The 23,009-nt window shown below is 71.3% G+C and carries 22 protein-coding genes and 1 tRNA gene; 16 read left to right on the top strand and 7 right to left on the bottom strand.

What is annotated here, in order from left to right; genetic code table 11:
* The first annotated feature begins 150 nt into the window (after window positions 1-150).
* From IEY12_RS09160 to IEY12_RS09130, 7 genes are all read left to right on the top strand, one after another.
* The gene (locus IEY12_RS09160) at window positions 151-1,515 is read left to right on the top strand and encodes an MATE family efflux transporter (RefSeq protein ID WP_188883403.1); all 1,365 of its coding nucleotides are present in this window, start codon (window positions 151-153) and stop codon (window positions 1,513-1,515) included.
* A gap of 51 nt (window positions 1,516-1,566) precedes the next feature.
* Window positions 1,567-1,639 (top strand) — tRNA-Arg (locus IEY12_RS09155).
* A 227-nt stretch (window positions 1,640-1,866) separates the two neighbouring features.
* Window positions 1,867-3,165, top strand: coding sequence for an MFS transporter (locus tag IEY12_RS09150; protein WP_188882940.1), 1,299 nt, complete (start codon window positions 1,867-1,869; stop codon window positions 3,163-3,165).
* 288 nt (window positions 3,166-3,453) lie between these two features.
* Complete coding sequence (locus IEY12_RS09145) at window positions 3,454-3,879, top strand: hypothetical protein (protein ID WP_188882938.1); 426 nt, start codon at window positions 3,454-3,456, stop codon at window positions 3,877-3,879.
* 269 nt (window positions 3,880-4,148) lie between these two features.
* Window positions 4,149-6,863, top strand: coding sequence for an alkaline phosphatase PhoX (locus IEY12_RS09140; protein WP_188882936.1), 2,715 nt, complete (start codon window positions 4,149-4,151; stop codon window positions 6,861-6,863).
* Window positions 6,864-6,890: 27 nt separating this feature from the next.
* Window positions 6,891-7,586, top strand: coding sequence for a hypothetical protein (locus IEY12_RS09135; protein ID WP_188882932.1), 696 nt, complete (start codon window positions 6,891-6,893; stop codon window positions 7,584-7,586).
* Between the two features lie 107 nt (window positions 7,587-7,693).
* Window positions 7,694-8,164: a DUF7504 family protein gene (locus IEY12_RS09130; RefSeq protein ID WP_188882929.1), complete on the top strand. Its 471-nt coding sequence runs from the start codon at window positions 7,694-7,696 to the stop codon at window positions 8,162-8,164.
* Here IEY12_RS09130 and IEY12_RS09125 read toward each other — a convergent pair.
* On the bottom strand, window positions 8,161-8,637 hold the full coding sequence (locus tag IEY12_RS09125) for a deoxyuridine 5'-triphosphate nucleotidohydrolase (protein ID WP_188882927.1): 477 nt from the start codon (window positions 8,635-8,637) through the stop codon (window positions 8,161-8,163). The two genes, IEY12_RS09130 and IEY12_RS09125, sit on opposite strands and share 4 nt — an antisense overlap.
* Before the next feature lie 214 nt (window positions 8,638-8,851).
* On the opposite strand from IEY12_RS09125, the gene IEY12_RS09120 reads away from it, so the two are divergent.
* The 6 genes from IEY12_RS09120 to IEY12_RS09095 all read left to right on the top strand — a co-directional run bounded on the left by IEY12_RS09120 (window position 8,852) and on the right by IEY12_RS09095 (window position 13,375).
* Window positions 8,852-10,840, top strand: a complete 1,989-nt coding sequence (locus tag IEY12_RS09120) for an aconitate hydratase (protein ID WP_188882925.1) — start codon at window positions 8,852-8,854, stop codon at window positions 10,838-10,840.
* A gap of 100 nt (window positions 10,841-10,940) precedes the next feature.
* The gene (rimI, locus tag IEY12_RS09115) at window positions 10,941-11,408 is read left to right on the top strand and encodes a ribosomal protein S18-alanine N-acetyltransferase (protein WP_188882923.1); all 468 of its coding nucleotides are present in this window, start codon (window positions 10,941-10,943) and stop codon (window positions 11,406-11,408) included.
* A gap of 40 nt (window positions 11,409-11,448) precedes the next feature.
* On the top strand, window positions 11,449-11,940 hold the full coding sequence (locus IEY12_RS09110; protein ID WP_188882920.1) for a DUF5810 domain-containing protein: 492 nt from the start codon (window positions 11,449-11,451) through the stop codon (window positions 11,938-11,940).
* A gap of 23 nt (window positions 11,941-11,963) precedes the next feature.
* A complete protein-coding gene (locus IEY12_RS09105; protein WP_188882918.1) occupies window positions 11,964-12,380 on the top strand; it encodes a DUF5809 family protein in 417 nt (138 codons plus the stop codon).
* Window positions 12,381-12,422: 42 nt separating this feature from the next.
* Window positions 12,423-12,962 (top strand): NUDIX hydrolase, encoded by a 540-nt coding sequence (locus IEY12_RS09100; RefSeq protein ID WP_188882915.1) that lies wholly within the window; start codon window positions 12,423-12,425, stop codon window positions 12,960-12,962.
* 38 nt (window positions 12,963-13,000) lie between these two features.
* A complete protein-coding gene (locus IEY12_RS09095) occupies window positions 13,001-13,375 on the top strand; it encodes a rhodanese-like domain-containing protein (RefSeq protein WP_188882913.1) in 375 nt (124 codons plus the stop codon).
* 264 nt (window positions 13,376-13,639) lie between these two features.
* Here IEY12_RS09095 and yciH read toward each other — a convergent pair whose 3' ends face one another.
* The 4 genes from yciH to IEY12_RS09075 are packed head-to-tail and all read right to left on the bottom strand — an operon-like array spanning window position 13,640 to window position 18,126.
* On the bottom strand, window positions 13,640-13,933 hold the full coding sequence (gene yciH / locus IEY12_RS09090) for a stress response translation initiation inhibitor YciH (RefSeq protein ID WP_123074399.1): 294 nt from the start codon (window positions 13,931-13,933) through the stop codon (window positions 13,640-13,642).
* Window positions 13,934-13,991: 58 nt separating this feature from the next.
* Entirely contained in the window at window positions 13,992-16,142 is a 2,151-nt protein-coding gene (locus IEY12_RS09085) for a transglutaminase TgpA family protein (RefSeq protein ID WP_188882911.1), read from the bottom strand.
* Window positions 16,139-17,128, bottom strand: coding sequence for a DUF58 domain-containing protein (locus IEY12_RS09080; protein WP_188882909.1), 990 nt, complete (start codon window positions 17,126-17,128; stop codon window positions 16,139-16,141). Before IEY12_RS09080 ends, IEY12_RS09085 begins: the two co-directional genes overlap by 4 nt.
* Before the next feature lie 2 nt (window positions 17,129-17,130).
* Window positions 17,131-18,126 carry an AAA family ATPase gene (locus IEY12_RS09075; RefSeq protein WP_188882907.1) on the bottom strand — a complete coding sequence of 332 codons (996 nt, stop codon included), beginning with the start codon at window positions 18,124-18,126 and terminating at the stop codon, window positions 17,131-17,133.
* A 180-nt stretch (window positions 18,127-18,306) separates the two neighbouring features.
* On the opposite strand from IEY12_RS09075, the gene IEY12_RS09070 reads away from it, so the two are divergent.
* On the top strand, window positions 18,307-18,513 hold the full coding sequence (locus IEY12_RS09070) for a hypothetical protein (RefSeq protein WP_188882902.1): 207 nt from the start codon (window positions 18,307-18,309) through the stop codon (window positions 18,511-18,513).
* On the opposite strand, the gene IEY12_RS09065 is transcribed toward IEY12_RS09070, so the two are convergent.
* Window positions 18,510-19,481: a 5,10-methylenetetrahydromethanopterin reductase gene (locus IEY12_RS09065; RefSeq protein WP_188882900.1), complete on the bottom strand. Its 972-nt coding sequence runs from the start codon at window positions 19,479-19,481 to the stop codon at window positions 18,510-18,512. The two genes, IEY12_RS09070 and IEY12_RS09065, sit on opposite strands and share 4 nt — an antisense overlap.
* On the bottom strand, window positions 19,468-20,229 hold the full coding sequence (locus tag IEY12_RS09060) for a coenzyme F420-0:L-glutamate ligase (protein ID WP_188882898.1): 762 nt from the start codon (window positions 20,227-20,229) through the stop codon (window positions 19,468-19,470). Before IEY12_RS09060 ends, IEY12_RS09065 begins: the two co-directional genes overlap by 14 nt.
* A 148-nt stretch (window positions 20,230-20,377) precedes the next feature.
* Between IEY12_RS09060 and IEY12_RS09055 the strand changes: the two genes are divergently transcribed.
* Together IEY12_RS09055 and ddh are read left to right on the top strand one after the other, a co-directional pair.
* Complete coding sequence (locus IEY12_RS09055) at window positions 20,378-21,616, top strand: eIF2B alpha/beta/delta subunit family protein (RefSeq protein WP_188882896.1); 1,239 nt, start codon at window positions 20,378-20,380, stop codon at window positions 21,614-21,616.
* Window positions 21,617-21,895: 279 nt separating this feature from the next.
* Window positions 21,896-22,816, top strand: a complete 921-nt coding sequence (ddh, locus tag IEY12_RS09050; protein ID WP_188882894.1) for a D-2-hydroxyacid dehydrogenase — start codon at window positions 21,896-21,898, stop codon at window positions 22,814-22,816.
* The last annotated feature ends 193 nt before the right edge of the window (window positions 22,817-23,009 follow it).

Below are 23,009 nucleotides of genomic sequence, written 5' to 3'. Positions count from 1 at the left end.
AAACGAGCCCTCGCGCCGAGAACCGGCAAACTGCGGCGGGTTGCCGCTTAACTCCGAACCGGGAGCTTGAAACCGGGACGAATCGCCGTTCTAGTAGTGACTGAATCGGGACACGAGAGTAGCATCACCGAGGGCGGCCTCGTCCGCCCGATGGTCCGCTTGGCGTGGCCCATCGTCGTCATCCAGCTGCTGCAGGTGGCGTACAACCTCGCGGACACGTTCTGGCTGGGGCGATACTCCGGGAACGCGCTCGCCGCCATCTCGCTCGCGTTCCCGCTCATCCTCTTCCTCATCTCGGTGAGCGGCGGGTTTACGACGGCGGGGAGCATCCTCGTCGCGCAGTACACGGGCGCGGACAGCGAGGGGTCCGCGGGGAAAGTCGCGGGTCAGACGCTCTCGTTCGTCGCGGTCATCGCCGTCGTCCTCGCGATTCTCGGGTTCCTCCTCTCGGACCCGCTGCTGTCGCTCCTGCCCGCCGACCCGGAGACGGCGGCCGTCGTCATCCCGCTCGCCACCGAGTACATGCGGTGGTTCTTCCTCGGCGTCCCCGCGCTCTTCGGGTTCTTCGTCTTCTCCGCGCTGATGCGCGGATACGGGAACACGCACGTCCCGATGCGCGTCATGCTGGTGAGCGTCGCCATCAACGTCGTCCTCGACCCGCTGCTCATCTTCGGCTACGGGCCGATCCCCGAACTCGGGATTCGCGGCGCCGTCGTCGCCACCGTCTTCGCGCGCTTCGTCGCCACGCTCATCGGCCTCTACGTCCTCTTCTACACGGACGCCGGCCCGGACGTCTCGCTCCCGGACCTCCGGCCGGACCTCGGCCTCGTGAAGAAGATCGTCCGCCTCGGCGTCCCGAGCGCTGCCGAGCAGTCGACGTCATCGCTCGCGATGATCACGCTCACCGCGATGGTGGCGTCGTTCCCGCCGGCGGTCGTCGGCGCGTACGGCCTCGGGAACCGGCTCATCTCCCTCGTCTTCCTGCCCGCGATGGGCCTCGGGCGCGCGACGAACACGATGGTCGGGCAGAACCTCGGCGCCGGGAAGTCCGAGCGCGCCGAGCGCGCCGTCCGCCTCGCCGTTGGTGCGGGCGCGGGCGTCATGCTCTGCGTCGCCGTCGTCGCCTACCTCTTCCCGGGCCCCATCGTCTCCGTCTTCCTCGGCTCGAACGTCGAGAACGCCGCCGACATCGCCGCCTACGGCACCGAGTACGTCCGCATCCGCACCGTCGAGTTCGCGTTCATCGGCGTCCTCCAGGTCCTCCTCGGCGCCTTCCGGGGCTCCGGGAACACGACGACGAGCATGGTCTTCTCGATGGTCGCGCTCTGGATCGGTCGCGTCCCCACCGTCTACGTCCTCGCGTTCGTCGTCGGCCTCGGCGCGCAGGGTATCTGGTTCGGGATGGCGCTCGGGAACATCGTCGGCGCCATCGCCGCCGCCGCGTGGTTCCTTCGCGGCACGTGGAAGGACGCCGTCATCGACGAGACACCGTCGCCCGGCGCGCCCGACCCCTGAGCGAGACCGCTTCACAACCGTTAAACGCACCCTCGCACTACACGATGGTGTGGGCGCGTAGCTCAGTGGACAGAGCACTTGGTTCCGGACCAAGATGCCGAGGGTTCAAATCCCTTCGCGCCCGTCCTTCCGCGGCTTGCTTCGGATACAGTCGAAAGTGTCCGCAGGGTCGCCCGTGGCTCGGACTCGGGAGTGTTCGCGTATCGACACGCCCTCTATTCTGATGGACGCCGGTGTCCTGACGCGCCCCGCCGCAGTCCGGCCATCCCGTCACCGAGGCGGTGTGAAATCCGGTACCGGTATGCCCGTCGATAGCGATGGCTATTCCGAGTGGCTTCCAGTCAGGCGGCGATGAGCGACCGGGCAGCACCCCCCTCATCGTCAGGGACACGTCGCCGCGTCGCGGTCGTCGTCGGCATCGTCTTCATCGATCTGATCGGGTTCGGCATCATCATCCCGATCCTCCCGTTCTACGTCCGCTCGTTCGGCGTCAGCGACGTTTTCATCGGGCTACTCGCGGCGTCGTACTCCCTCGCGCAGTTCGGGGCTGCCCCGGTGCTGGGCCGGATCTCCGACGAGCGTGGACGGCGTCCCGTGCTCATGCTCTCGGTCGGCGTCGCCGGTGTCGCCTGGGTTCTCTTCGGGTTCGCTGCGGAGATCGGCGCGACCCTCGGAACGGTACTGGGTCTGGTCGTGCTGTTCGGCGCTCGGTTGCTCGCCGGTGCCGCCGGCGGCAACATCGCCGCCGCGCAGGCGTACATCGCTGACGTGACGACGCCGGCCGAGCGCCCCGGCGCACTCGGCCTCGTCGGCGCGGCCTTCGGGCTGGGGTTCGTGTTCGGTCCCGCGATCGGTGGTCTGCTGGCCAGCGAGACGGCGGTATCGACCGCCCGCGCTCTCCTGCCCGACCTCGTTCCCGTGACTCGCTTCTCGTTGCCGAGTTTCGCCGCAGCCGGCTTCTCGTTTCTCGCGCTCGCCGCGGCGGCGGTCGTCCTGACGGAGCCGAATCGCCCCCGGGTTCCGGCTCGGCGCGTCACGTTCGTCGCTCAGTTCAGGGACGCCCTCTCCGACGTAACGCTCCGGCCGCTCGTCGTCGCGTTCTTCCTGACCTCGCTCGCGTTCGCCGGCATCACCGTGATGTTCGTCCCGTTCTTGGCCGACTTCTTCGGATACGACGCGACCGACGCGGCGATGTTCCTCGCCTACATCGGCGCGCTCGGAATCGTCAACCAGGGAGTGCTCGTCGGCTGGCTCTCACGGCGCGTCGGTGTCCGATACGTCGTCCGCGCGGGCGTCGCGGCGCTGTTCCTCGCGCTGGTCCTGCTCGCGGCGTCCCCGTTGGCGGGAACGACGCCCCTCCTCGGGGGCGGCCCCGACTGGGTGACCGGTGGGCTCGTCGTGCTGTTGGCGTTCGGGGCGCTCGCGTCGTTCGGAAACGGCGCGACGACGGTCGGGCTCGCGGCGCTCGTCTCGGAGGGTGCCACCGGGGACGCGCAGGGGGCGGCCTTCGGCGTCACGCAGGGGGCGGGGAGTCTCGGACGGACGGTCGGGCCGCCGCTCGCTGCCGCCGCCTACGTCGTGCTCTACTGGTCGCCGTTCGTCGCCGGGGCGCTCCTGTTGGTGCCGGTCGCGCTATTGTTGCGACGCTGACGACTCCGAAAGCGCGCACCGGCACCGAACATCCCACCGGTGGGGACTCCCTCCCGAGGGCCCCGAGCGCGGATGCCATTCGGTCGGCCTCCGAGCGTCGCTGTCCTCGAACCGTCGGGACACGCCGACGCCGGTCGCTCCGATGCGTCGTCCGCTTCGCGCCGTAGTCCTCACGTGGCCGGTAGAGGGCCGCCGAGTGCTATATAGCGAAATTATAAACGCACTATACGCGCCTCGACAGCGGTGTCCGTACGTCGGCCACGTCGCGGGTCGGCGGCGAACGCCACCATGTCGAAACCAGACCACGGACGACGCGGGTCGGAGGAGTCGATTCACCGAGAGTACATCCTCGGCGTGCGCATCGTCGAGTGTGGGGCGGGCGCGGACGCCGACGGACCGCAGTATCGCTTCGAGGCGCCCGAGCATCGGGGCCGGACGTTCGCGGACCCGGAGACGGCCGAACTGTACGCGGACGTCTACTTCTGCACGAACGGCTTCGAGGAGGCGGCGACCGGGGAGCGCGGCGTCCCGCTGGAGGTCATCGGCGCCGGACGGGCGGTGCTGGCCGCGTACCTCCTGACGCAGTACGACGACGTCGAGTGGGTCGCCTCCTTCTTCGGTCGGAAGCCCTACCGCGTCCACGACTACGTCGAGTGGGTCGAGGGCCGGGCGGCCGACATCCGCGAGGGCGCCGAGGCCGAAGGCGTCGCCTGAGTACGTCGTCTCTCCGTCTTTTTCTGACCGGGAACTGCCCCTCCCAGCCACCGGTCTCGCCGTCGCGCCGGCCGATACGCACATCCCGTCGCGACCCGGTGGCCGACGACACGCACCCGATCGCGCTCTCGGTCCCGTCGGGAACCGTGTCTCCGTCACTATACGTCTATGTACGTGACTGATACCCAATTTCCCGACTGCACGCACTCGTTCTCGACAATACTGATATTATAAGAAGCTATCACCTCTTGCCCGAAGTCTCCGGCTGCATGGTCGATATCAGCCGTCGACAACTGATGGCGAGTTCAGTCGCCGCCGCACTCGGCGCGAGCGTGGCCGGCAGTGGGATCGCGAGCGCGGACGTCGAGGAATCGGACACGCCGGGCGCGCCGAGCGTCAAGGGGTCGCTCAAGCGCTTCTCGAACACGGCGTTCGGCGCGGAGGTCACCGGCCCGTTCGTCTTCGACGACGGGACGCTCCTCTACAGCCTCCAGCACCCGAGCACCGACAACGTCGCGCCCTACGACCGCGCGGGCATCGGCTACGTGAAGGGCTTCTCCTTCGCGATGAACGGGAGCAACGACGACTTCGAGGAGCTCTCCGCCCCCGAGACGCAGGACGAACAGCACTCCGTGCGGACCGCCGACGGCGATTACGTCATGCTCGCCCGGCGGGAGGAACCGATCAACGGCGCGAGCGAGCAACTCGGCGTCCCGGAGACGCCGGACGGCGAGCCCATCGACAAGTTCCCGGGGACGCGCTACTCGGAGGCGGGCTACACGCCTGACTGCAACCAGTTCATCGCGTCGAACGAGGCGGGAACGGAGGGCCACCTCTTTACGAACTTCGAGTCCACGCCGGGGAACGTCTCGCGCATCCCGCTCAGCAAGAACGCGGCGACCGGCGAGTGGGAGGCCGACCTCGAGAACGCCATCAACATGGCGAACACCGAGGAACTGCGCGACCTCGGGGGCACGATGATCAACTGCTACGGCGACCGCACGCCGTGGGACACGATGGTCTCCTCGGAGGAGAACTACGCCCACCCGCGCGTCTCCTACAAGGCGACGGTGGGCGACATCGTCGAGGCCGGCACCGGGAAGGGGCTCGTCGGCGGCTGTCAGTTCTGGAACCGCCCGAACCCCACGGGCATCCAGAGCGCGGTCGACGAGTACTACGGCGACGAGTCGTGGTCCGTGCAGGGCAACTGGGCGCTCGCGGGCGTCGAACTCCTCGCCTACCAGCTCGGTGCGTTCCCGCGTGACGCGACCGGGGTCGACACCTCGACGGCGGACGCGTACGCGAAGACCGAGGTCGTGGAGGACGCGAAGAACACGGGCACGCCCATCACGGACGAGGCGTACCCGAACCCGTACCGCTACGGCTACCACGTCGACTACCGCGAGCCGCACGCCGAGACGCCCGAGCCCATCAAGTACTACGTCCTCGGGCGGGCGGCGTGGGAGTCGCCGAACTTCCAGAACGACCTGCGGACGGTCTACGGCGCGTCCGACGGCGACAGCAAGGGCATCTACAAGTTCGTCGCGGACGAGGAGATTCCGAGCTACGACGACCCGATGGAGCTCGCGGGCACGCTCTACGCGCCGAAGGTCACGAACGACGCCGCGAGCGCCGCCGACTCCGGCACGCGCGCGTCCCCGGCGGACGTCGCCCTCGACGTCGAGTGGGTGCCGCTCGGGCACGCCTCGAACGCGGAGATCGAGTCGTGGATCGCCGAGTACGACGACGTCACGCAGGCGGACTACCTCGAGACGCACGCGGAGACCGACTGGACGGAGGACCGCGCGACGGCCATCGAGGAGGCCGACAAGGCGGTCATCGAGAACGGCAACCAGAACTACATCACGAACGAGGAGATCGTCGAGTGGGCGCGCCAGTACGAGGCGCGCGGCCACGACGGCGTCGACGAGGGCCTGCGCCGCGTCCCGTTCCTCGAGACGCGCGCCGCCGCGAAGGAGATCGGCGCGTCCATCGAGTTCAACAAGGCCGAGGGCATCGACAGCGTCGACGACGCCGGCCCCGGCGACTACGTTTACTTCGGCATCTCCGAGTTCAACGACGACATGGCCGACGACACGGGCGACCTCCAGATGGACCGCGTCGACGGCGGCGTCGTCTACCGCGCGGAACTCGACGCGAACTACGACGTCTCGACGCTCGAACCCGTCGTCGTCGGGCCGGACTTCACGGACGGCCCGCAGGCCGCGAACGACGCCGTTCGGAACATCGACAACGTCTACGCGATGGACGACGGCCGCGTCCTCTGCTGTGAGGACGGGTTCGCGGAGTCCCGGCGCTCCTACCCGAACGACTGCCTCTGGGTCTACCAGCCGAACCCGACGGTCGCCGTCGGCTCCGCCGCCGTCGGACAGGGCGAGTCGGTCACCGTCGAGGTGCGCGCGAAGCACATCCCGGACGGCCTCTCCGGCGGGACGTTCTCGGTGGGCGTCTCCGACACCGATGTCGCCGAGATCACGAGCGCGAGCTACCCCGACGCGGCCGGCCTCAACCAGCCGCCGTCCATCGCCGAGGACGGCTCGACCGCCGCCTTCGAGTTCGCGGACGTGAACGAGGCGATGCAGGCCGACGGCGTCGAGTTCACGCTCGCGACGGTCACGCTCTCCGGCGTCGGCGGGGGCGCGGCCGACCTCGACGTGAGCGCCGCCCTCGACGACGACGAGGGGCAGAACGTCGCCGTCGAAACCCGCTCGGGCGTCACGGTCACCGGCCCCGCCAGCGTCGCCGGCAGCGGGTCGGTGCCGTCCGACCCGGACGGCGACGGCCGCTACGAGGACGTCAACGGCAACGGCCGCGTCGACTACGACGACGTCGTCCTCCTCTTCGACCGCATGGAATCGAAGAGCGTAGCGTCGAACGCGCGCAGCTTCGACTTCAACGAGAACGACCGCCTCGACTACGCCGACATCGTCCACCTCTACGAGGAGGCCGGCGTCGAGCAGTGAGCCCCTAGTCACACCCCACCCACGCAGATGCCCTCGTCAGACCTCGACCCCGTCCGAGTCGCACTCGTCGGCGCGTTCGTCGTCGCGCTCCTCGCCGCCGCGCTCGTCGGGCCGTCCGGCGCCGCGTCGCCGAGCGGCGCGGCCGCCGACGCGTCCGCCACACCGACCGTCCGGGTCGCGAACGCCGAACTCGCGGCGAACGGCACGGCGACGGCCGACGTCGTCCTCACCGAAGCGCCGGAGGGCCTCGCGGGGTTCGCGCTCGACGTTCGCGTCGCGGGCGACGCCGCCCGCATCTCGAACGCGAGCTACCCCGACACGTTCGGGCTGACGACCGACCCCGCCATCGGTGACGACGGTCGGCGCGTGACCGTCGAGGCCGCGGACCTGCGTGAGCGCGTCCAGCCCGGCGCGTCCGACGTCGTCCTCGCCACCGTCGAACTCTCCGGCGTCGCGCCCGGCGCGGTGAACCTCTCCGTCGAGCCCCGCCAGTTCGACGCGGACGGCGGGGCGGCCGTCGAACCCGCCACCGACGCGGGCACCGTGACGGTCCGCGATTCCGAGCGCGCCGACGACGGGTCGTCCGCGAGCGCCGCCGACGCCCCGACGAGCGGGTCGACGGGCACCTCGATACCGCTCCTGACGACCGCAGTCGGCGGTGCGGTGGTCGCCGCGGTCGTCGCGCTCCTCGCCGTGTTCGCGCTCGTCCGCCGCCGCGTCTGAGCGGCCGCCCGGGTCCCCGGCGCGGCGGACGAACCCGCCCGCGACGCCCTTCTCACACACCTGTCGATTATCCACACATTTATGGACGAGTGATAGGTGGGACACGTATGGACACGGGCCGGAGCGTGCTCGTCGTCGGCACGACCGAGGACGCGCTCTCGTCGCTCGCGGCGGACGCAGGCGACGCGCGCGCCGTCGCCGCCCTCGCCGACACGACGCCGCAGGCGCTCCTCGAGCGGTGGGGGCCGTCGGGTATCGACTCACCGCCCCGTATCGTCACGCTCGGTGCCGACGTCCCGGCCGACTGCGCCGCGCCCGTCGAGTCGGTGTCCGGGCCGGCCGACCTCGCCGCCGCGCTCCGTGCGGGGCTCGACGACCGCGCCGACGCCGCCGTGTACGTCGACGCCGTCGACGCCTTCGCGGACGCCCTCGGCGCCGAGCGGACGTTCCGCCTCCTGCACGTTCTCACTCGCGGGCACACGTACGCGGGCGGGAGCGCGTACGCCCGAGTGTCGGCCGACGCGGACGCGGCGCTCGTCGACACGCTCGCCCCCCTCTTCGACGCCGTCGAGCGCTAGTCGAGGCGTTCGCCCTGATAGCTCCCGTCGTAGGCGTCCTCGTGCTCGGCCTCCGCGAGGACGAACTGTGCGAAGCGCGCCCCAACCTCGATCTCGATGGGCCGGCCGACCTCCAGTAACCCCTCGCCCTTCCCCTCGTAGCCGGCGTCCCAGACGGCCGTGTGGAGCATACAGGAGTTGCGCATCAGGCTCGAACGCGGGTAGACGAAGCCGACGTGGCCCTCGGGGACGCGGACGGTCTCGGCGTACTGCGCGACGTAGTATCCCGGGTCGAGCGCGTAGCACTCGCGCCCGTCGCGTTCGACCGTCTCGACGGCGTCGCGCTCGCCGACGGTCTTCCCGTCGGTCGTGATGCGCCCCGGTTCGGTCTGCGCCTCGACGCTCCCGAGGGTGAGGTCGACGCCGTTCGGCTGCACCTGTTCGTCGGTGACGTCGCCGAGGGCGTCGGCGACGAACGCGCCACTCTCGAACATATCGACTCCTGTCGGTGGCTGGTTCAACCGTCTGTCGATTCGGCGTCGACCCCTCGTTCACGAAATACCACGAAGAAGCCATCTCGGGGCCGCACGCGGCGGCTCCGGACCCCGTCCACGCGCGAATTAAGGGAATAGAAGCCATATTAGGACGTTCTACGGTATGAATAAACACGCGGGATTTATAATCGTCGCATACCGACTTCCGTCCGCTATGGGACAAACGCTGACGGAGAAAATCCTCGACGACCACCTCGTTGAGGGTGAACTCGAAACCGGCGAGGAAATCGGGATCGAGATCGACCAGGTCCTCACGCAGGACACCACGGGGACGATGGTCTGGCTGCAGTTCGAGGCGCTCGAGCTCGACGAAGTGCAGACAGAGCTCGCCGCGCAGTACTGCGACCACCAGACCTATCAGTTCGACTTCAAGAACACGGACGACCACCGCTTCCTCCGCTCCGCGGCGGGAACGTACGGGGCGTACTTCTCCCGGCCCGGGAACGGCATCTGCCACCAGGTCCACAAGGAGAACTTCGCCGCGCCCGGCAAGACCCTCCTCGGGTCCGACAGCCACACGCCGACGCCCGGCGGCCTCGGTGAACTCGCCATCGGCGCGGGTGGCCTCGACATCGCCGTCGCGATGGGCGGCGGCCCCTACTACGTCGAGGTGCCGGAGATCGTCAACGTCCAGCTCGAGGGTGAGCTCCCCGAGTGGGCCACCGCGAAGGACATCGCGCTCGAGATGCTCCGTCGCCTCTCCGTGAAGGGCGGCGTCGGCAAGATCTTCGAGTACACGGGCGAGGGCGCGGAATCCCTCACCATCCCCGAGCGCACCACCATCACGAACCTCGGCACCGAACTCGGCGCCACGTCCTCCATCTTCGAGACGGACGAGAAGACGAAGGACTGGCTCTCCCGCATCGGTCGCGAGGACGAGTACGTCGAGCTGCAGGCCGACGAGGACGCCGACTACGCGGACACGGTCACCATCGACCTCTCCGACCTCGAGCCGCTCATCGCGACGCCCTCCATGCCCGACAACGTCGTCCCGGTCCGCGAAGTCGCGGGCGAGGACGTCGAGCAGGTCATGGTCGGCTCCTGTACGAACGGCGCCTACGAGGACATCCTCCCGGCCGCGAAGATGGTCGAGGACCGCGAGGTCGCCAAGCACACCGAGATGATCGTCGCGCCCGGCTCCAAGCAGGCCTCCGAGATGCTCGCCCGCGAGGGCTGGACGGCCGAGATGATGGCCGCCGGCGTCAACTTCTCCGAGGCGACCTGTGGTGCCTGTATCGGCATCGGTCACGTGCCGGCCTCCGACTCCGTCAGCCTCCGGACGTTCAACCGCAACTTCGAGGGCCGCTCCGGTATCGAGGACGACTCCGTCTACCTCTGCTCCCCGGAGGTCGCGGCCGCTGCCGCGATCAAGGGCGAAATCGTCGACCCGCGCGACCTCGCCGACGAACTCGGCGACCTCGAGGCGCCCGGCCTCACGATGGGCGACTCCTACAGCCCCGGCATGGGGCAGGACGACCCCGACATCATCGCGCCCGAGGAAGCCATCGACGACGACCTCATCAAGGGCCCGAACATCGGCGACGTCCCGCTGAAGGACCCGCTCGACGCCCACCTCGAAGGTGAAGCCCTCCTGAAGATGGAGGACAACATCACCACCGATCACATCATCCCGGCGACGTCGGACATCCTGAAGTTCCGCTCCAACGTCCCGAAGCTCTCCGAGTTCACGCTCTCGCGCGTCGACGACACGTTCGCCGAGCGCGCGAAGCAGTCCGACGGGGGCTTCCTCGTCGCCGGCGAGAACTACGGTCAGGGCTCCTCGCGTGAGCACGCCGCCCTCTGTCCGATGTACCTCGGCATCGAGGGCGTCCTCGCGCAGTCCTTCGCCCGCATTCACAAGGCGAACCTGTTCAACTTCGGCCTCCTCCCGCTCACCATCGACGAGGAGACCTACGCGAAGATCGAACAGGGCGACGACATCGAGATCGTCGACGACGTCGAGGAGGCCGTCAAGTCCGGCCAGGAGGAGTTCACGGTCCGCGTGAACGACGACTGGGAGGCCACGGGCTACCTCGACGCCTCCGAGCGCGAGCGTCGTATCCTCGCGGCCGGTGGCAAGCTCTCGCTCACGAAGCAGCAGTACGGCGAGGGCGACTCCGGCGCGACGCCCGCCGACGACTAACGCTCCACTCTCCTTTCGTTTTTCTCGCTCGGCCAGCCGCGGCGACGCGCGCCGGTCGCGGGCCACAGCGTACATACCCCCCGGCCCCCTACGCGCACTCGTGACGACGGCTGCCGACCGGGTCGAACACGCCGGCATCCGACAGGCGCGGCGTGGCGACCTCTTGGACGTCTTCCGCATCGAGAAGGAGTCGTTCGCGCAGCCGTGGCCCTTCTCCGCCTTCGAGCAGCACCTCGGCGACCCGGGCTTCCTCGTCGCGGAGGAGCGCGCTGGCGTCGCGGGCTTCGTCGTCGCGGACACCATCCCGAACCACGGCCGCCCGCTCGGCCACGTGAAGGACATCGCCGTCCACCCGGACGCTCGCGGGCAGGGAATCGGGCGCTCGCTCCTCTCGCACGCGCTCAGTGTGCTGAACGCGCAGGGCGTCCGGAGCGCGAAACTCGAAGTCCGGCGCTCGAACGAGCCCGCCATCTCGCTCTACCGGACGTTCGACTTCGAGTACCTCCGCACGCTCCCGCGCTATTACTCGGACGGCGAGGACGCCTTCGTGATGATCGCGCGCCTCTGAGACCGCCACGCGTTTACTGGTCCGCACCTAGGTGCCCGGTATGGGCTACGCGTGTCCGGTCTGTGACGAGCACGTCCCCGACGCCGAGCACCTCGCGGACCACCTCGCGTTCGCGGCGGTGACGGGCGCGAGCGACCACGAGGCGTGGCTGGACGAGCACGCCGCCGGCTGGGAGGAAGGCGGCACCGACGACCTCGCGCCGCGCGTCACCGAGCACGCGGAGACGGTCGAGTTCGAGGTGGAGACCGAACCCGTCGAGGGCCACGCGCACGACCACGGCCACGGGTCGAACGGGCCCGCCGTCGACACGAGCGGCGCGGGCGCGCTCGGCGGGGAGGCACAGCGCATCCTCGAGGACGCCGCCGAGATGACTCAGGAGATGCAGCGCGATGCCGACGGAACGGAGGCATCGCGGGGAGAGCGAGCGGGAGCGAACGCGACGCGCGAGCAGGGCGGCGACTCGGCGGAGTCGCCGGCCGAGTCCGCGGACGACGGCGACGCGGCCGACGACGCCGAAGGCGAAACCGAGTAGGGCGTGGCGCGCCTTCGCCGGGCATGGACGAGCGTGGATTCCTCGCGCCGGAGACGCCCGAGGAGGCGGCCGACCAGTATCGCGAGCTCGGGCCGGCCGCGCAGACCGTCACTCGAGAAACGGCGAAGGCGATGGAGTTCGACCGCGAGGAGTACCGCGAGCGCGTGACGAGCGACGTCGTGGAGACGGCGCGCGACGCGCTCTTCGCGTCGCTCCTCGAAGTCTCGGTCGGCACCTACGCGGAGTTCGAGTCCTTCTGCGAGGCCCACCCCGACCTCGACGTCTACGAGAACGGCAGCACGGAGGTCGAGAACGCGGTCTGGCACGTCGTCCCGTTCGAGGACGCGGTGGTCGCGGCGACCTACCAGAACGAACCCGAGGCGGCGGTGGGGACGCTGCGGCGCATCGCGCACGGGAAGTTCTACAGCGAGGTCGTCTGAGGCGAGCGGGAGGCTTTTCGCCCGGCGACGCCGACGCGACGTATGGACGACTCCGAGTCGTGGCGCGTCGTCGAGAGCGCGACCGAGTACGAGACCGGCTGGTACGCGGGGGGCTACGACCGCGTCGAGCAGCCGAACGGGACGGAGAAGGACTACTACTGGGCGGACCTCCCGGACGCCGTGGTCGTGCTCGCCGTCGACGGCGACGACGTGGTCTTCGTCGAGCAGTATCGGCCGGTGATTCGCGAGCGCTGTCTCGAACTCGTCGCCGGCATCGTCGAGGCGGGCGAGGGCTACGAGGCGGCGGCGCGCCGCGAACTCCGCGAGGAGACGGGGTACGTCGCCGACGAGTACACGCTCGTTCAGGAGGTGGCGTGCACGACCGGCGTCCTCCGCCACGACCGGGGCATCGTCGTCGCGGAGGGCCTCACCGCCGGCGAACGCGACCTCGACGACAACGAGTTCATCGAGGTGCGACGCGTCCCCGCCGCCGACGTCGTCGAGACGGTGCGCGAGGGGCGCGCGAACGACGCGACGCTCGAGGGCGTGTTGCTCGCGGCCGCCGACGGCTACCTGCCCTGACCGCGCCGTTTATCCGCGCCGGCGCGCACCATCGAGGTATGGACGGAGAGATCACGCCTGCGGACGTGAAGGCGCTCCTCGATGACGACGCGGCGGTCCGCGTCGTCGACATCCGGCCCGAGGGCGCGTACGCGCAGGGCCACATCCCCGGGAGCGAGAACGTCCCCTTCCCGCGCCTCACGCGGGACGTCGAGCGCTTCGCGGGCGCGGAGCGCGTCGTCACGGTCTGCCCGCACGGCCAGTCGAGCGTGCAGGCCGCGAACCTCATCGCGTCCTACGAGGGCATCGACGAGGACGCCACCGTCGAGAGCATGGCGGGCGGACTGACCGCGTGGGAGTGGGGCCTCGAGACGGCCGCGCGCGAGGCGGACGAGGGGCCGGCCCCGGACGGGACGCCCGACGCACCCTTCTAGGCGACCGCCCGTCCGCGACCCGCCGGTCTCGGCCGAGCCGCCGCTACGCGGCGTGAAAAATTGCAAGAGAACGGGAAGCGGGACGGAACGATAGCCGCCCCGATATCCGCTCGCGCCGACCGGCGCGAGGCGGCGACCCCCCGAGGGGCCTACCGCGCTTTCGTCCGCGGAACGCGGCGCGTTCTACGCAAGCGACGAAACACGCGGTTTCCCGCAGCGGTCGAGCGTTTGCCGGCGCGCGGTGCGCGCCGGCAAAACCGTCGTTCAGGCGACGTTGAAGCCCTTATCGCGGAGGAAGTCCTCGACGCGACCCGAGTGATTGCCCTGAAGTTCTATTTCGCCGTTCTCGACCGTCCCACCGCACGCGAACTTGGACTTGAGGTCCGAGGAGAGACTGTCGAGGTCGACGTCTTTGGGGTCGAGCCCCTCGACGACGGTCACTTCCTTCCCGTAGCGGCGCTCGTCGATGCGGATTGTGATCTGCTGGGACTCCTTGGCGACGTCCTCGCAGACGCAGAGTTCATCGGGCAATCCGCACGTCGAGCATACGTCCGACATTACGGTGCTAGGTTGGATGTCGGGATACAAAATACTGTCGCCAGACCGCTCGAACGGGCTACGGGCGGCCGTTTTCGCCTACCAGCTCGCGTAGCTGGTCTCGGGCGGCGGCCGCGTCGGCGCTCGTGACGTCGCCGCGATAGCGCGCTCGCTCGCGCAGCGCGGCGATCCGTCTGGCGGCGTCGGGCGCGTCGATGGCCCGGAGGTACTCCCGAACGGTCTCGCCGTCGCGGCGCGGGCGACGCCGCCGGCCGAGCACGTACTCGACGCGCGCGTACGCGCCGTCGACGGTGCGCGCGGGGTCGCCGCGCGGAAGCCAGCGGAGCCAGACGGCGCGGTAGGCGCGCGAGAAGACGCCGAGTCGCCGGAGGCCGACGAGCACGCCACCGAGGAGGACGCCCCAGAGCGCGAGGACGCGCGGCTCGGGAAGCGACGGGAGGCCGCCGTCCGACGCGGTGGCGGTGCCGGCGCCGGGCCGCTCGTAGCCCGGGGGGAGCGTCGGGGTGGCGCCGACCGCACCGGAGCCGTTCGTCGCGGTCGCAGCGGTGGTCGCCGTCGTCGTGCGACCGTCGCCCGGGTCGGGGTCGGGGTCGGTGGTGGCGGTGGTCGTGGTCGTCGGCTCGCTCCCGGCGGCGTCGACGCCGCTCTCGTTCCGCTCGCGGGCGTCCTCGAGGCGGGCCTGCTCGGCCTGCTCGCGCGGGTCGGCGGGCGTCGGGTCGAAGCGGACCCAGCCGACGTCCGGGAAGTAGACCTCGACCCACGCGTGCGAGTCGAGGCCGCGGACGACGTGCGTGTCGTTCCCGACGTGCTGGCCGGCGGTGTAGCCGGTGACGAAGCGCGCGGGGACGCCCTCCTCGCGGAGGAGGACGACCATCGCGGACGCGAAGTGGACGCAGTAGCCCTGCTCGGCGTCGAGCAGGAAGTGTTGGACGAGGTTGCCGTCCGCGCCCGCGCCGGCGAGCGAGTAGTTCTTGTTCGCCTCGAGCCACGACTCGACGGCTCGCGCCTTCGCGTACGGCGTGCTCGCGTTCGCGGTGACGCGCTCGGCGAGCGCACTGACGCCCTCACCGGTCGTGTCGGGCACTTGGCGGTAGCGCTCGGTGACGGACTCGGGATAGTCGGTGCCGGCGTTCGCGAGCAGGCCCGGCGACGTTCGCGGGTGCTCGCTGACGACGCGATAGCTCTCGTTCGCCGTGAGCCCGCTCGCCGGGACGGGGTTCCCGCCGCTCGTGACGCTGTAGTCGACGCCGCTCACGGAGACGGGTTCGGCGGCGGCGGGCATCGCGGAGAGCGGGCGTTTCGCGGTGACGGTCTGGGTGATGGTCGTGCTCGCCCCCGGCGGGCCCGCGAGGGTGCCCCCATCGCCGGTCCGAACCCACCCGTTCCCGGTGTAGCGGTCGTAGACGGCGACGCGCCAGTACGTGGAGACGTCGCTCTCGACGACGAACTGGACACGCGGGGAGAGCTCGATGGCGCCGCCGACGCCGACGCGCTCGCCCGCGCTCACGATACTCCCGGTCGGTGCGGTGTCGCTCCCGGGGACGATGGGGGCGGCGCTCCCGCCGGGGACGGCGGTGACGACGGCCGGCGCGACGGTCATGAGCGCGGCGGCGACGGCGAGCGCTTCGAGTTGCTCTCGGGTCGCCCCGTAGCGGTCGAGCGTCCCGAGGCCGACGGCGCCCGCGCCCGCGAGCACGCCGACGAGCGTCCCGACGGTGCCGCTGTCGCCGGTCAGGACGAAGAAGGCGAGCGCGAGGCCGGCGACGCCGACGGCGGCGGCGTAGCGCTCGCGGAGCGCGAAGTACCACGTGAGGAAGGCGGGCGCGGGCACCATCGCGAGCGCCCAGACGGTGACGTTCACCATCTGGAAGACGGAGTAGCCGGTGAGGAACGCGAGGACGTCCTCGGCGACGCGGGCGGCGGTGAGCGCCGCCGTGTAGCTCTCCGGCGCGGTGGCGACGTAGACGCCGAAGCCGGCGACGAGGAGGAGCGATCCGACGCCGAGCGCGACCCGCGGGCGGGCGGCCTGCGCGACGGCGGCGAGGAGGAGCGCCCCGGCGAGCACCGGCCAGAAGTAGTCGAGGCCGCCGACGACGTCGAGGACGTGATAGAGGACGGCGAGCGAGGAGGCGGAGAGCACCGCGACGCACGCGAGCGCGCCGAGTCGATACGGCGTGAGTCGCCCGAGGACGGGTATCGTGCGCGTCACGCGCCCACCCCCGCGTCGGCGGCGTCGGCCATCGCGTCGAACGAGCGCCGGTCGTCGTCGACGGTGACGTGCACGCCGGTCGCGTCCGCGCGCACGGCGACACGCGCGTCCTCGCGGGCGGCCGAGGGGAGGGTGCCGTGACCGAGGACGGCGAGCGCGCCGAGCGCGCGGCGGCGGTGGGAATCGCCGCTCGCGGGCGCGAGCGTTTCGGCGGGCGTGCGGAGGCCGACCGCCGCGCCCGTGTCGAGGCAGGCGTCGAGCAGGCTGGCGGCGGCGACGGCCGCGCGGTCGGGGTCGCCCCCGTCCGTGACTTCGACGGCGATGGTGAGGGTGGCGTCGGTGCCTTCGTCCGCGTACGTCGTGACGACGTACTCGTCCGGGCGCTTCGCGGACGCCTTCCAGTTGACGTCGCGCAGCGGGTCGCCGTGGCGGTACTCGCGGACGCCGGCGAACTCGCCGCGCTCGTCCGCTCGACCGGTCGACCCGGCGAGCGCCCGGGGCGGCGCGGTGAGCGGGAGGACGCGCGGGTAGACGGTGAGCGCGTGTTCGTCGCCCGCCTCGAACGTCCGCGTCCAGAGGCCGAGCGGGTCGGCGACGGTGACGCGCGCCGGGCCGACGGTGTGTCGCCCGCGCTCGCGGTACGTGACGGCGTAGCGGTCTTCGCGGCCGTCCGCGACCGTCCGGACCGTCCCGTCTCCGTCGAGGCCGTCGGCGAGCGCGTCGCGGACGGTGACGGCCACCGTTCGCGAGCCCTCGACGCGGACCCCGACCTCGTGCGTCTCGCCGGCGTGTCCGTCACGCGGCGGGTCGCGGGCGACGGTCGGGGCCTCGGCGCGATAGACGAGCCAGCCCGTGACGGCGAGCGCGACGGCGGTCGGGACGGCGACGGCGTTCAGCGAGCGCGCGCCGAAGAGCCAACCGGCGGCAGTGGCGGCGAGCGCGACGCCGAGGACGACGCCGCCGCGACGGGTGAGCGCGGGGCGCATCGTCACTCCGGCGGGACGGCGTCGAGCGCGCTGGCGACGACGCGCTCGGCGGCCTCACCGCCCAGCCCGTCGGTCCTGTCGGCCCGGACGCGGTGCGTGAGGACGCTCGGCGCCTCGCGCTTCACGTCGTCCGGGATCACGTAGTCGCGCTCGTCGAGGACGGCTCGAACCTGCGCGCACCGGAGGAGCGCGATCGACCCCCGGGGACTGGCGCCGAGCGCGGCGTGCTCGCGGGTGTAGTCGGCGAGCCGCGTGACGTACTCGCGGACCGGTTCGCTCGTCTCGACGCGCGCGACGGTCTCGCGCGCGCGCCGGAGGTCGCCGACGCCCGCGACCGGTTGGACGTCCTCGACGGGGTGGTGGCCGACGACGCGCCCGAGGACGTCGACCTCCTCCTCGACGCTCGGGTAGCCGAGCGTGAGCTTCTTCGTGAAGCGGTCGATCTCGGCGACCGGGAGGTCGTAGACGCGGTCGCGCTCGACGGCGTTCTGGGTGGCGACGACGAAGAAGGGGTCGGGGAGAGCGTGCGTCTCGCCGTCGACGGTCACCTGTCCCTCCTCCATGGCTTCGAGGAGCGCGGCCTGCGTCTTCGGCGGCGCGCGGTTGATCTCGTCGCCGAGCACGACGTTCCCGAAGACGGGGCCGCGCTGGAAGCTGAAGCCGCCGCTCGACTCGTCGAGCACGCTCGTCCCCGTGACGTCGGCGGGGAGGAGGTCGGGGGTGAACTGGACGCGCGAGAACGCGCCGTCCACGGAGGCGGCGAGCGAGCGCGCGAGCATGGTCTTCCCGACGCCGGGGACGTCCTCGAGGAGGAGGTGTCCGCGCGCGAGGAGCGCGACGAGCGCGTCCTCGATGACGCCGTCCTTCCCGACGACGACGCGCCCGACGTTCTCGGTGACGGCGTCGACGAGCGCGCGGGCGTCCGGAAGCGGGAGCGGGTCGACGGACGAGTCGGCGGGGCGTTCGGTCTCCGGTCGAGCGGTGTGGCTGTCTGTCATGGTGACGGCGGTCGGCCGGATGCGACCCTTTCGAGCCAATAGGGCACACGGGCCACGTATGTCTGCCGGTCACACACCTCGTGTGAGTATATTTACCACTCTGTTGCTCGCGGCGTCGGCCGGGCGACGAACCGCCGCGAACCACGGAGAACTAAGGGGGCAGGCCGCGACCCGTGGCGTATGGAACCCCTCGGTCAGCAACTCGCAGAGATGGTGAACGTCTTCGCGAGCGTCGCCGGCGCCGGCATCGCGCAGGCGGTCCTCGTACTCGTCAGCACGCTTCTCCTCCTCGGAATCGGCGTCGTCAGCATCTACGTCGTCATCGGCGTGCTCGGCGACTTCGTCGGCAGCGGCGACACCGGCTACGTCGACGGCCAGCCCCGCTAGGGGAGCGTCTCGCCGAGCAGGTCGATCGCCGTCGCCCGGTCCGGGCCGAGCGGCGACCCGCAGACGACCGTGTCCGCGTGCTCGCGCAGCGCCGCCGCCCGACTCGCGACGTCCTCGGGCGTTCCAGCGATCGCGAACGCGTCGATCATCGCCTCGCTCACGTCCGCGAACGCCTCGCGGAACTCGCCGCGCTCGACCGCCGCCCCGACCGCGCTCGCGGCGTCCGCGTCGATACCGTGGCGCGCCAACACCGGGTCGGCCGCGCCGCCCGCGATGAACGCGACCGGTGGCCGCGCGGCCTCCCGAGCGGCCTCCCGGCTCTCCGCGACGCTCACACTCGCGAACACCGCGAACTCGAACGCGCCCCGCGAGTCCGGGCGCTCCGCCAGCCCCTCCTCGACGCGCTCGGCCGCCCACGCCACGTCGCGCGGGTGCGAGGCGTTGAAGAGGACGCCGTTCGCGTGCTTCGCCGCCATCCGGAGCATCTGTGGTCCCTGCGCGCCCACGAAAACGGGCACCTCGCTCACTTCCTCGGCGTAGTTCAGCCCCGCGTCCGCCGCCGTGAACGTCCCGTCGTGGCTGACGCGCTCGCCAGCCCACAGCTCCCTGGACACCTGCATCGCCTCCAGCACGCGCCGGAGCGGGCGCTCGCGCTCGATGCCGAGGTTGCGGAGCGTCGAGCGGTCGCCCGCGCCCAGCCCGCAGACCGCCCGCCCGTCCGAGTGCTCGTCGAGCGTCGCCACCTGCGAGGCCACGCGGACGGGATGGACCTCGTAGGGGTTCGCGACGCCCGGACCCAGCCGCACCGACTCGGTGGCGTCCGCGAGCGCCGTCAGCGCCGCGAACGGGTCGCGGTTGTTGTAGTGACAGGACGAATAGACCGTCTCGAAACCCGCCTCCTCCGCGCGGACGCCGAGCTCTCGCACCTCCGAGACGGGGAGTTCGGGCGTGAGCTCAATCCCCGTCATAGCGCCACCCCCGGAGCGCCTGCCGGACGAAGTCCCCCTCGACGTCCCGGTAGAGGTTCTCGCTCCCCTCGTGGTCGCCGAACGCCCAGTCGCGCACGACGACGGCGGGCGTGCCGTCGTCGCCCTCGCCGGAGACGAGGTTCGCCGTCGCCGCGAGTTCGTCTACGACGGACTCGACCGTCACCTCGAGTTCGTGGCCGTCGCGGTCCGTCTCCCCGCGCCAGTCGCGCGACGCCGGGATGCCCGCCCAGCCGATAGCGACGCCGGTCTGGCCGTGTCGGAACGAACGCCCCGAGGTGTCCGTGACGACCACCGAGACGTCCGCGTCGAGGCCGTCGCGGATTCGCTCGGCGGACTCGCTCGGGCGCCTCGGGAGCAGGAGGAGCTCCGCGCCGCCCGTGTTCGAGCGGTCGATGCCGGCGTTCACACCGACGTGCCCGAAGCGCGTCTCCGTCAGGAGGAACGGCTCGTCCATCACGAGATCCGTCGACTCCTCGAGGACCGCCTGCGCGAAACGCGGGTCGCGCTCGTCGCCCGTCAGTTCCTCGAGACGCGCCGCGATCTCGCGCGCTCGCGGGCCCGCCGGGTAGTCCGCGAGGTCGGCTGTCCGGCCCTCGACCTTCGAGACGACGGTGCTCGCGACGCAGACCACGTCGCCGTCGCGCAGGTCGGACGCCGCCTCGATCTCGTGAGCGATGTCGTCGCCCGCCTCGAACTCCGGGAGGCCGGGGACCGCGAACGCTTCCATACGCGCCCTTTCGCGGGCGCGCTAAAAGGACCGACGATACCGGACGTCGAGACGCGGCGCACGGCTATCGCCGGTCGCCTCTTCGGGCGCCTCGCTCGGCTCTGCGCTGGCCCCCGAAGCTTTCCTCGCGGCGGCCGACCGCGCCGGTATGGAGGAGACACACGTCGTCACGGCGTTCCTGCGCAACGGGACGGACGTTCTGCTACTCCGGCGGAGCGCGGACGTCGGCTCCTACGCCGGGCGGTGGGGTGCGGTCGCCGGCCACGCCGAGGGCGACCCGGCGACCCAGGTCCGCGTCGAGATCCGCGAGGAGACCGGCCTCGACCCCGACGCGGACGTCACGCTCGTCCGCGCCGGCGACCCCTTCCCCGTCGAGGACACCGAACGCGGGACGCGCTGGGTCGTCCACCCCTTCCTCTTCGACTGCGACACCCGCGAAATCGCGCCGAACTACGAGACGGCGGGCTACGAGTGGTGTCCGCCGCCCGCGATACGCGAACGCGCGACCGTCCCCGACCTCTGGACGTCCTACGACCGCGTGCGCCCGAGCGTGACGAGCGTCCGTGACGACGAGACGCACGGCTCCGCCTACGTCTCCGTGCGCGCCTGCGAGGTGCTCCGGGACGAGGCGGCGGCGGGCGCGGGCTACGACGCGCTCTGCGGGACGGCGCGCGACCTCCTCGCCGCGCGCGAGAGCATGGCCGCCGTGCGCAACCGCGTGCACCGCGTCCTCGCCGAGGCCGACGGTGAGAGCGCCGACGCGGTCCTGACGAGCGCGTGCGCGACCATCGACGCGGCGCTTGCCGCCGACGACGGCGCGGCCGCGAGCGCGGCCGTCGAACTCCGGGGCGCGTCGCTGCTGACGCTCTCGCGCTCGGGCACCGCGTTCGACGCCGCCGTCGGTGCCGAGCCGTCGCGCGTCGTCGTCGCGGAGTCCCGGACCGCGCGCGAGGGCGTCGCCACCGCCGAACGCCTCGCCGCCGAGGGGATGGACGTGACGCTCACGACCGACGCCGCCGTCGCGACGCTCGTCGAGTCGGTTGACGCCGTGCTCGTCGGCGCGGACACCGTGCTCCGCGACGGGAGCGTCGTGAACAAGGTCGGCACGCGGGGGGCGGCGCTCGCCGCCGCCGAGGCCGACGTCCCCGTCTACGCGGTCTGCGCGAGCGACAAGATCGCGCCCGACGTCGACCCGGACGACCCCGAACTGGAGGACGCACCGGCGGCCGCCCTCTACGACGGCGACGCGGCCCTCTCGGTGGCGAACCCCCGCTTCGACGTGACGCCCGCCCACCTCGTGACCGGCGTCGTCACCGAGGACGGGGTTCTCTCCGAGGCCGCCGTCGCGACGCGCGCGGACGCTCTGCGCGCGCTCGCGGACTGGTAGGGCTAGCGGACACGACGGACGAAACTCGGCCGGGCGGGGTCGTACGTCGTGTTTCGCGGTCCCCGCCCGGGTCGCGCTCAGCGCACGGCCACGTGTGGTCGCGGCCTCCCGGATGAACCCTCGTCCGGGCGCGTGACGGAACGCCTTAGACGCTGCACGAGAGAGTGTGGGTGGGCGACGGTGACGAGGAGTTACCCCCTCCGAGCCCCTTGTGACGAGGCCTTTCTCCCGAGTCGCCCTTCCACAAGACTCAATCGGGATTCGCGAGTAGCGACCGGTATGCACGTCGACCGGATCGGCGTCCACGAGTCCGTGCGCGCCGTCTGCCCGCCGGAGGCGCTCGCCGAGCACCTGCGCGACCTCGGTGCGGACGCCACCGTCGTCGGTGACGACGTCTCGGCCGTGGACGCCGTCGCCGCCTTCGGACACGCCGACGCCTTCCTCGGCCTCGAGTGGGTGCACTGCGTCCGCGCGGGCTACGACGAGTTCCCCCTCGATGCCTATCGCGAGTCGGGCACCGCACTCACGAACTCCTCGGGCATCCACGGCGCGGCGGTCGGCGAGACGGCGCTCGGGGTGATGCTCTCGCTCGCGCGCCGCCTCCACACCGCCCGCGACGCGCAGGCCGAGCGCGAGTGGGCTCAGCCCGCGTGGGACGAGTCGTTCACGCTCACCGACGAGCGGCTCACCGTCGTCGGACTCGGCGCGGTCGGACGCGGTCTCGCGCGCCGCGCGGACGGGATCGGGATGCGCGTCGACGGCGTCCGCCGGACGCCCACGCCCACACCACACACCCGCGAGATATACACGCCCGACCGCCTGCACGACGCCGTCGCGGACGCGCGGTTCGTCGCGCTCGCGGTGCCGCTCACCGACGACACGGCGGGGATGGTCGACCGGTCGGTGTTCGAGGCGATGCGCGACGACGCCTACCTCGTGAACGTCGCGCGCGGCGGCGTCGTCGAGACGGACGCGCTCGTCGCGGCGCTGGACGCGGGCGACATCGCGGGCGCCGGCCTCGACGTCTTCGAGCGGGAGCCGCTTCCGGAAGATTCGCCGCTCTGGGAGTACGAAGACGTCGTCGTCACGCCCCACTCGGGCGCGCTGAAACGCGACTACTACCGGGACGTCGCGGCACTCGTCCGGCAGAACGCCCTGCACGCGGCCGCCGACGAGGAGCTCGTCAACCGCGTCGTGTGACACGGTTCCTCAGCCCGGTGACGGCGCTCGTCGCCCCGGGTGGGCTGCGTCGTGCCCGTGGCGTCGCGCGCCGTCACGCATCGGCGAAGATGTCCGAAAAACAAGGGCTTCGTCGCCCCTCGCAATCACGTCCCCGGGTTGCTTCGTTCTCGGCTGGTGACCGTACCGAACTCCTTTTGTGTTATGCTATCTC

It is taken from the genome of Halarchaeum grantii, assembly GCF_014647455.2.
In the GTDB taxonomy this organism is placed as follows: Archaea; Halobacteriota; Halobacteria; order Halobacteriales; family Halobacteriaceae; genus Halarchaeum; species Halarchaeum grantii.
The sequence above is the reverse complement of the archived record's forward strand: the minus strand, read 5'-3'. Positions and strand labels throughout refer to the sequence as shown.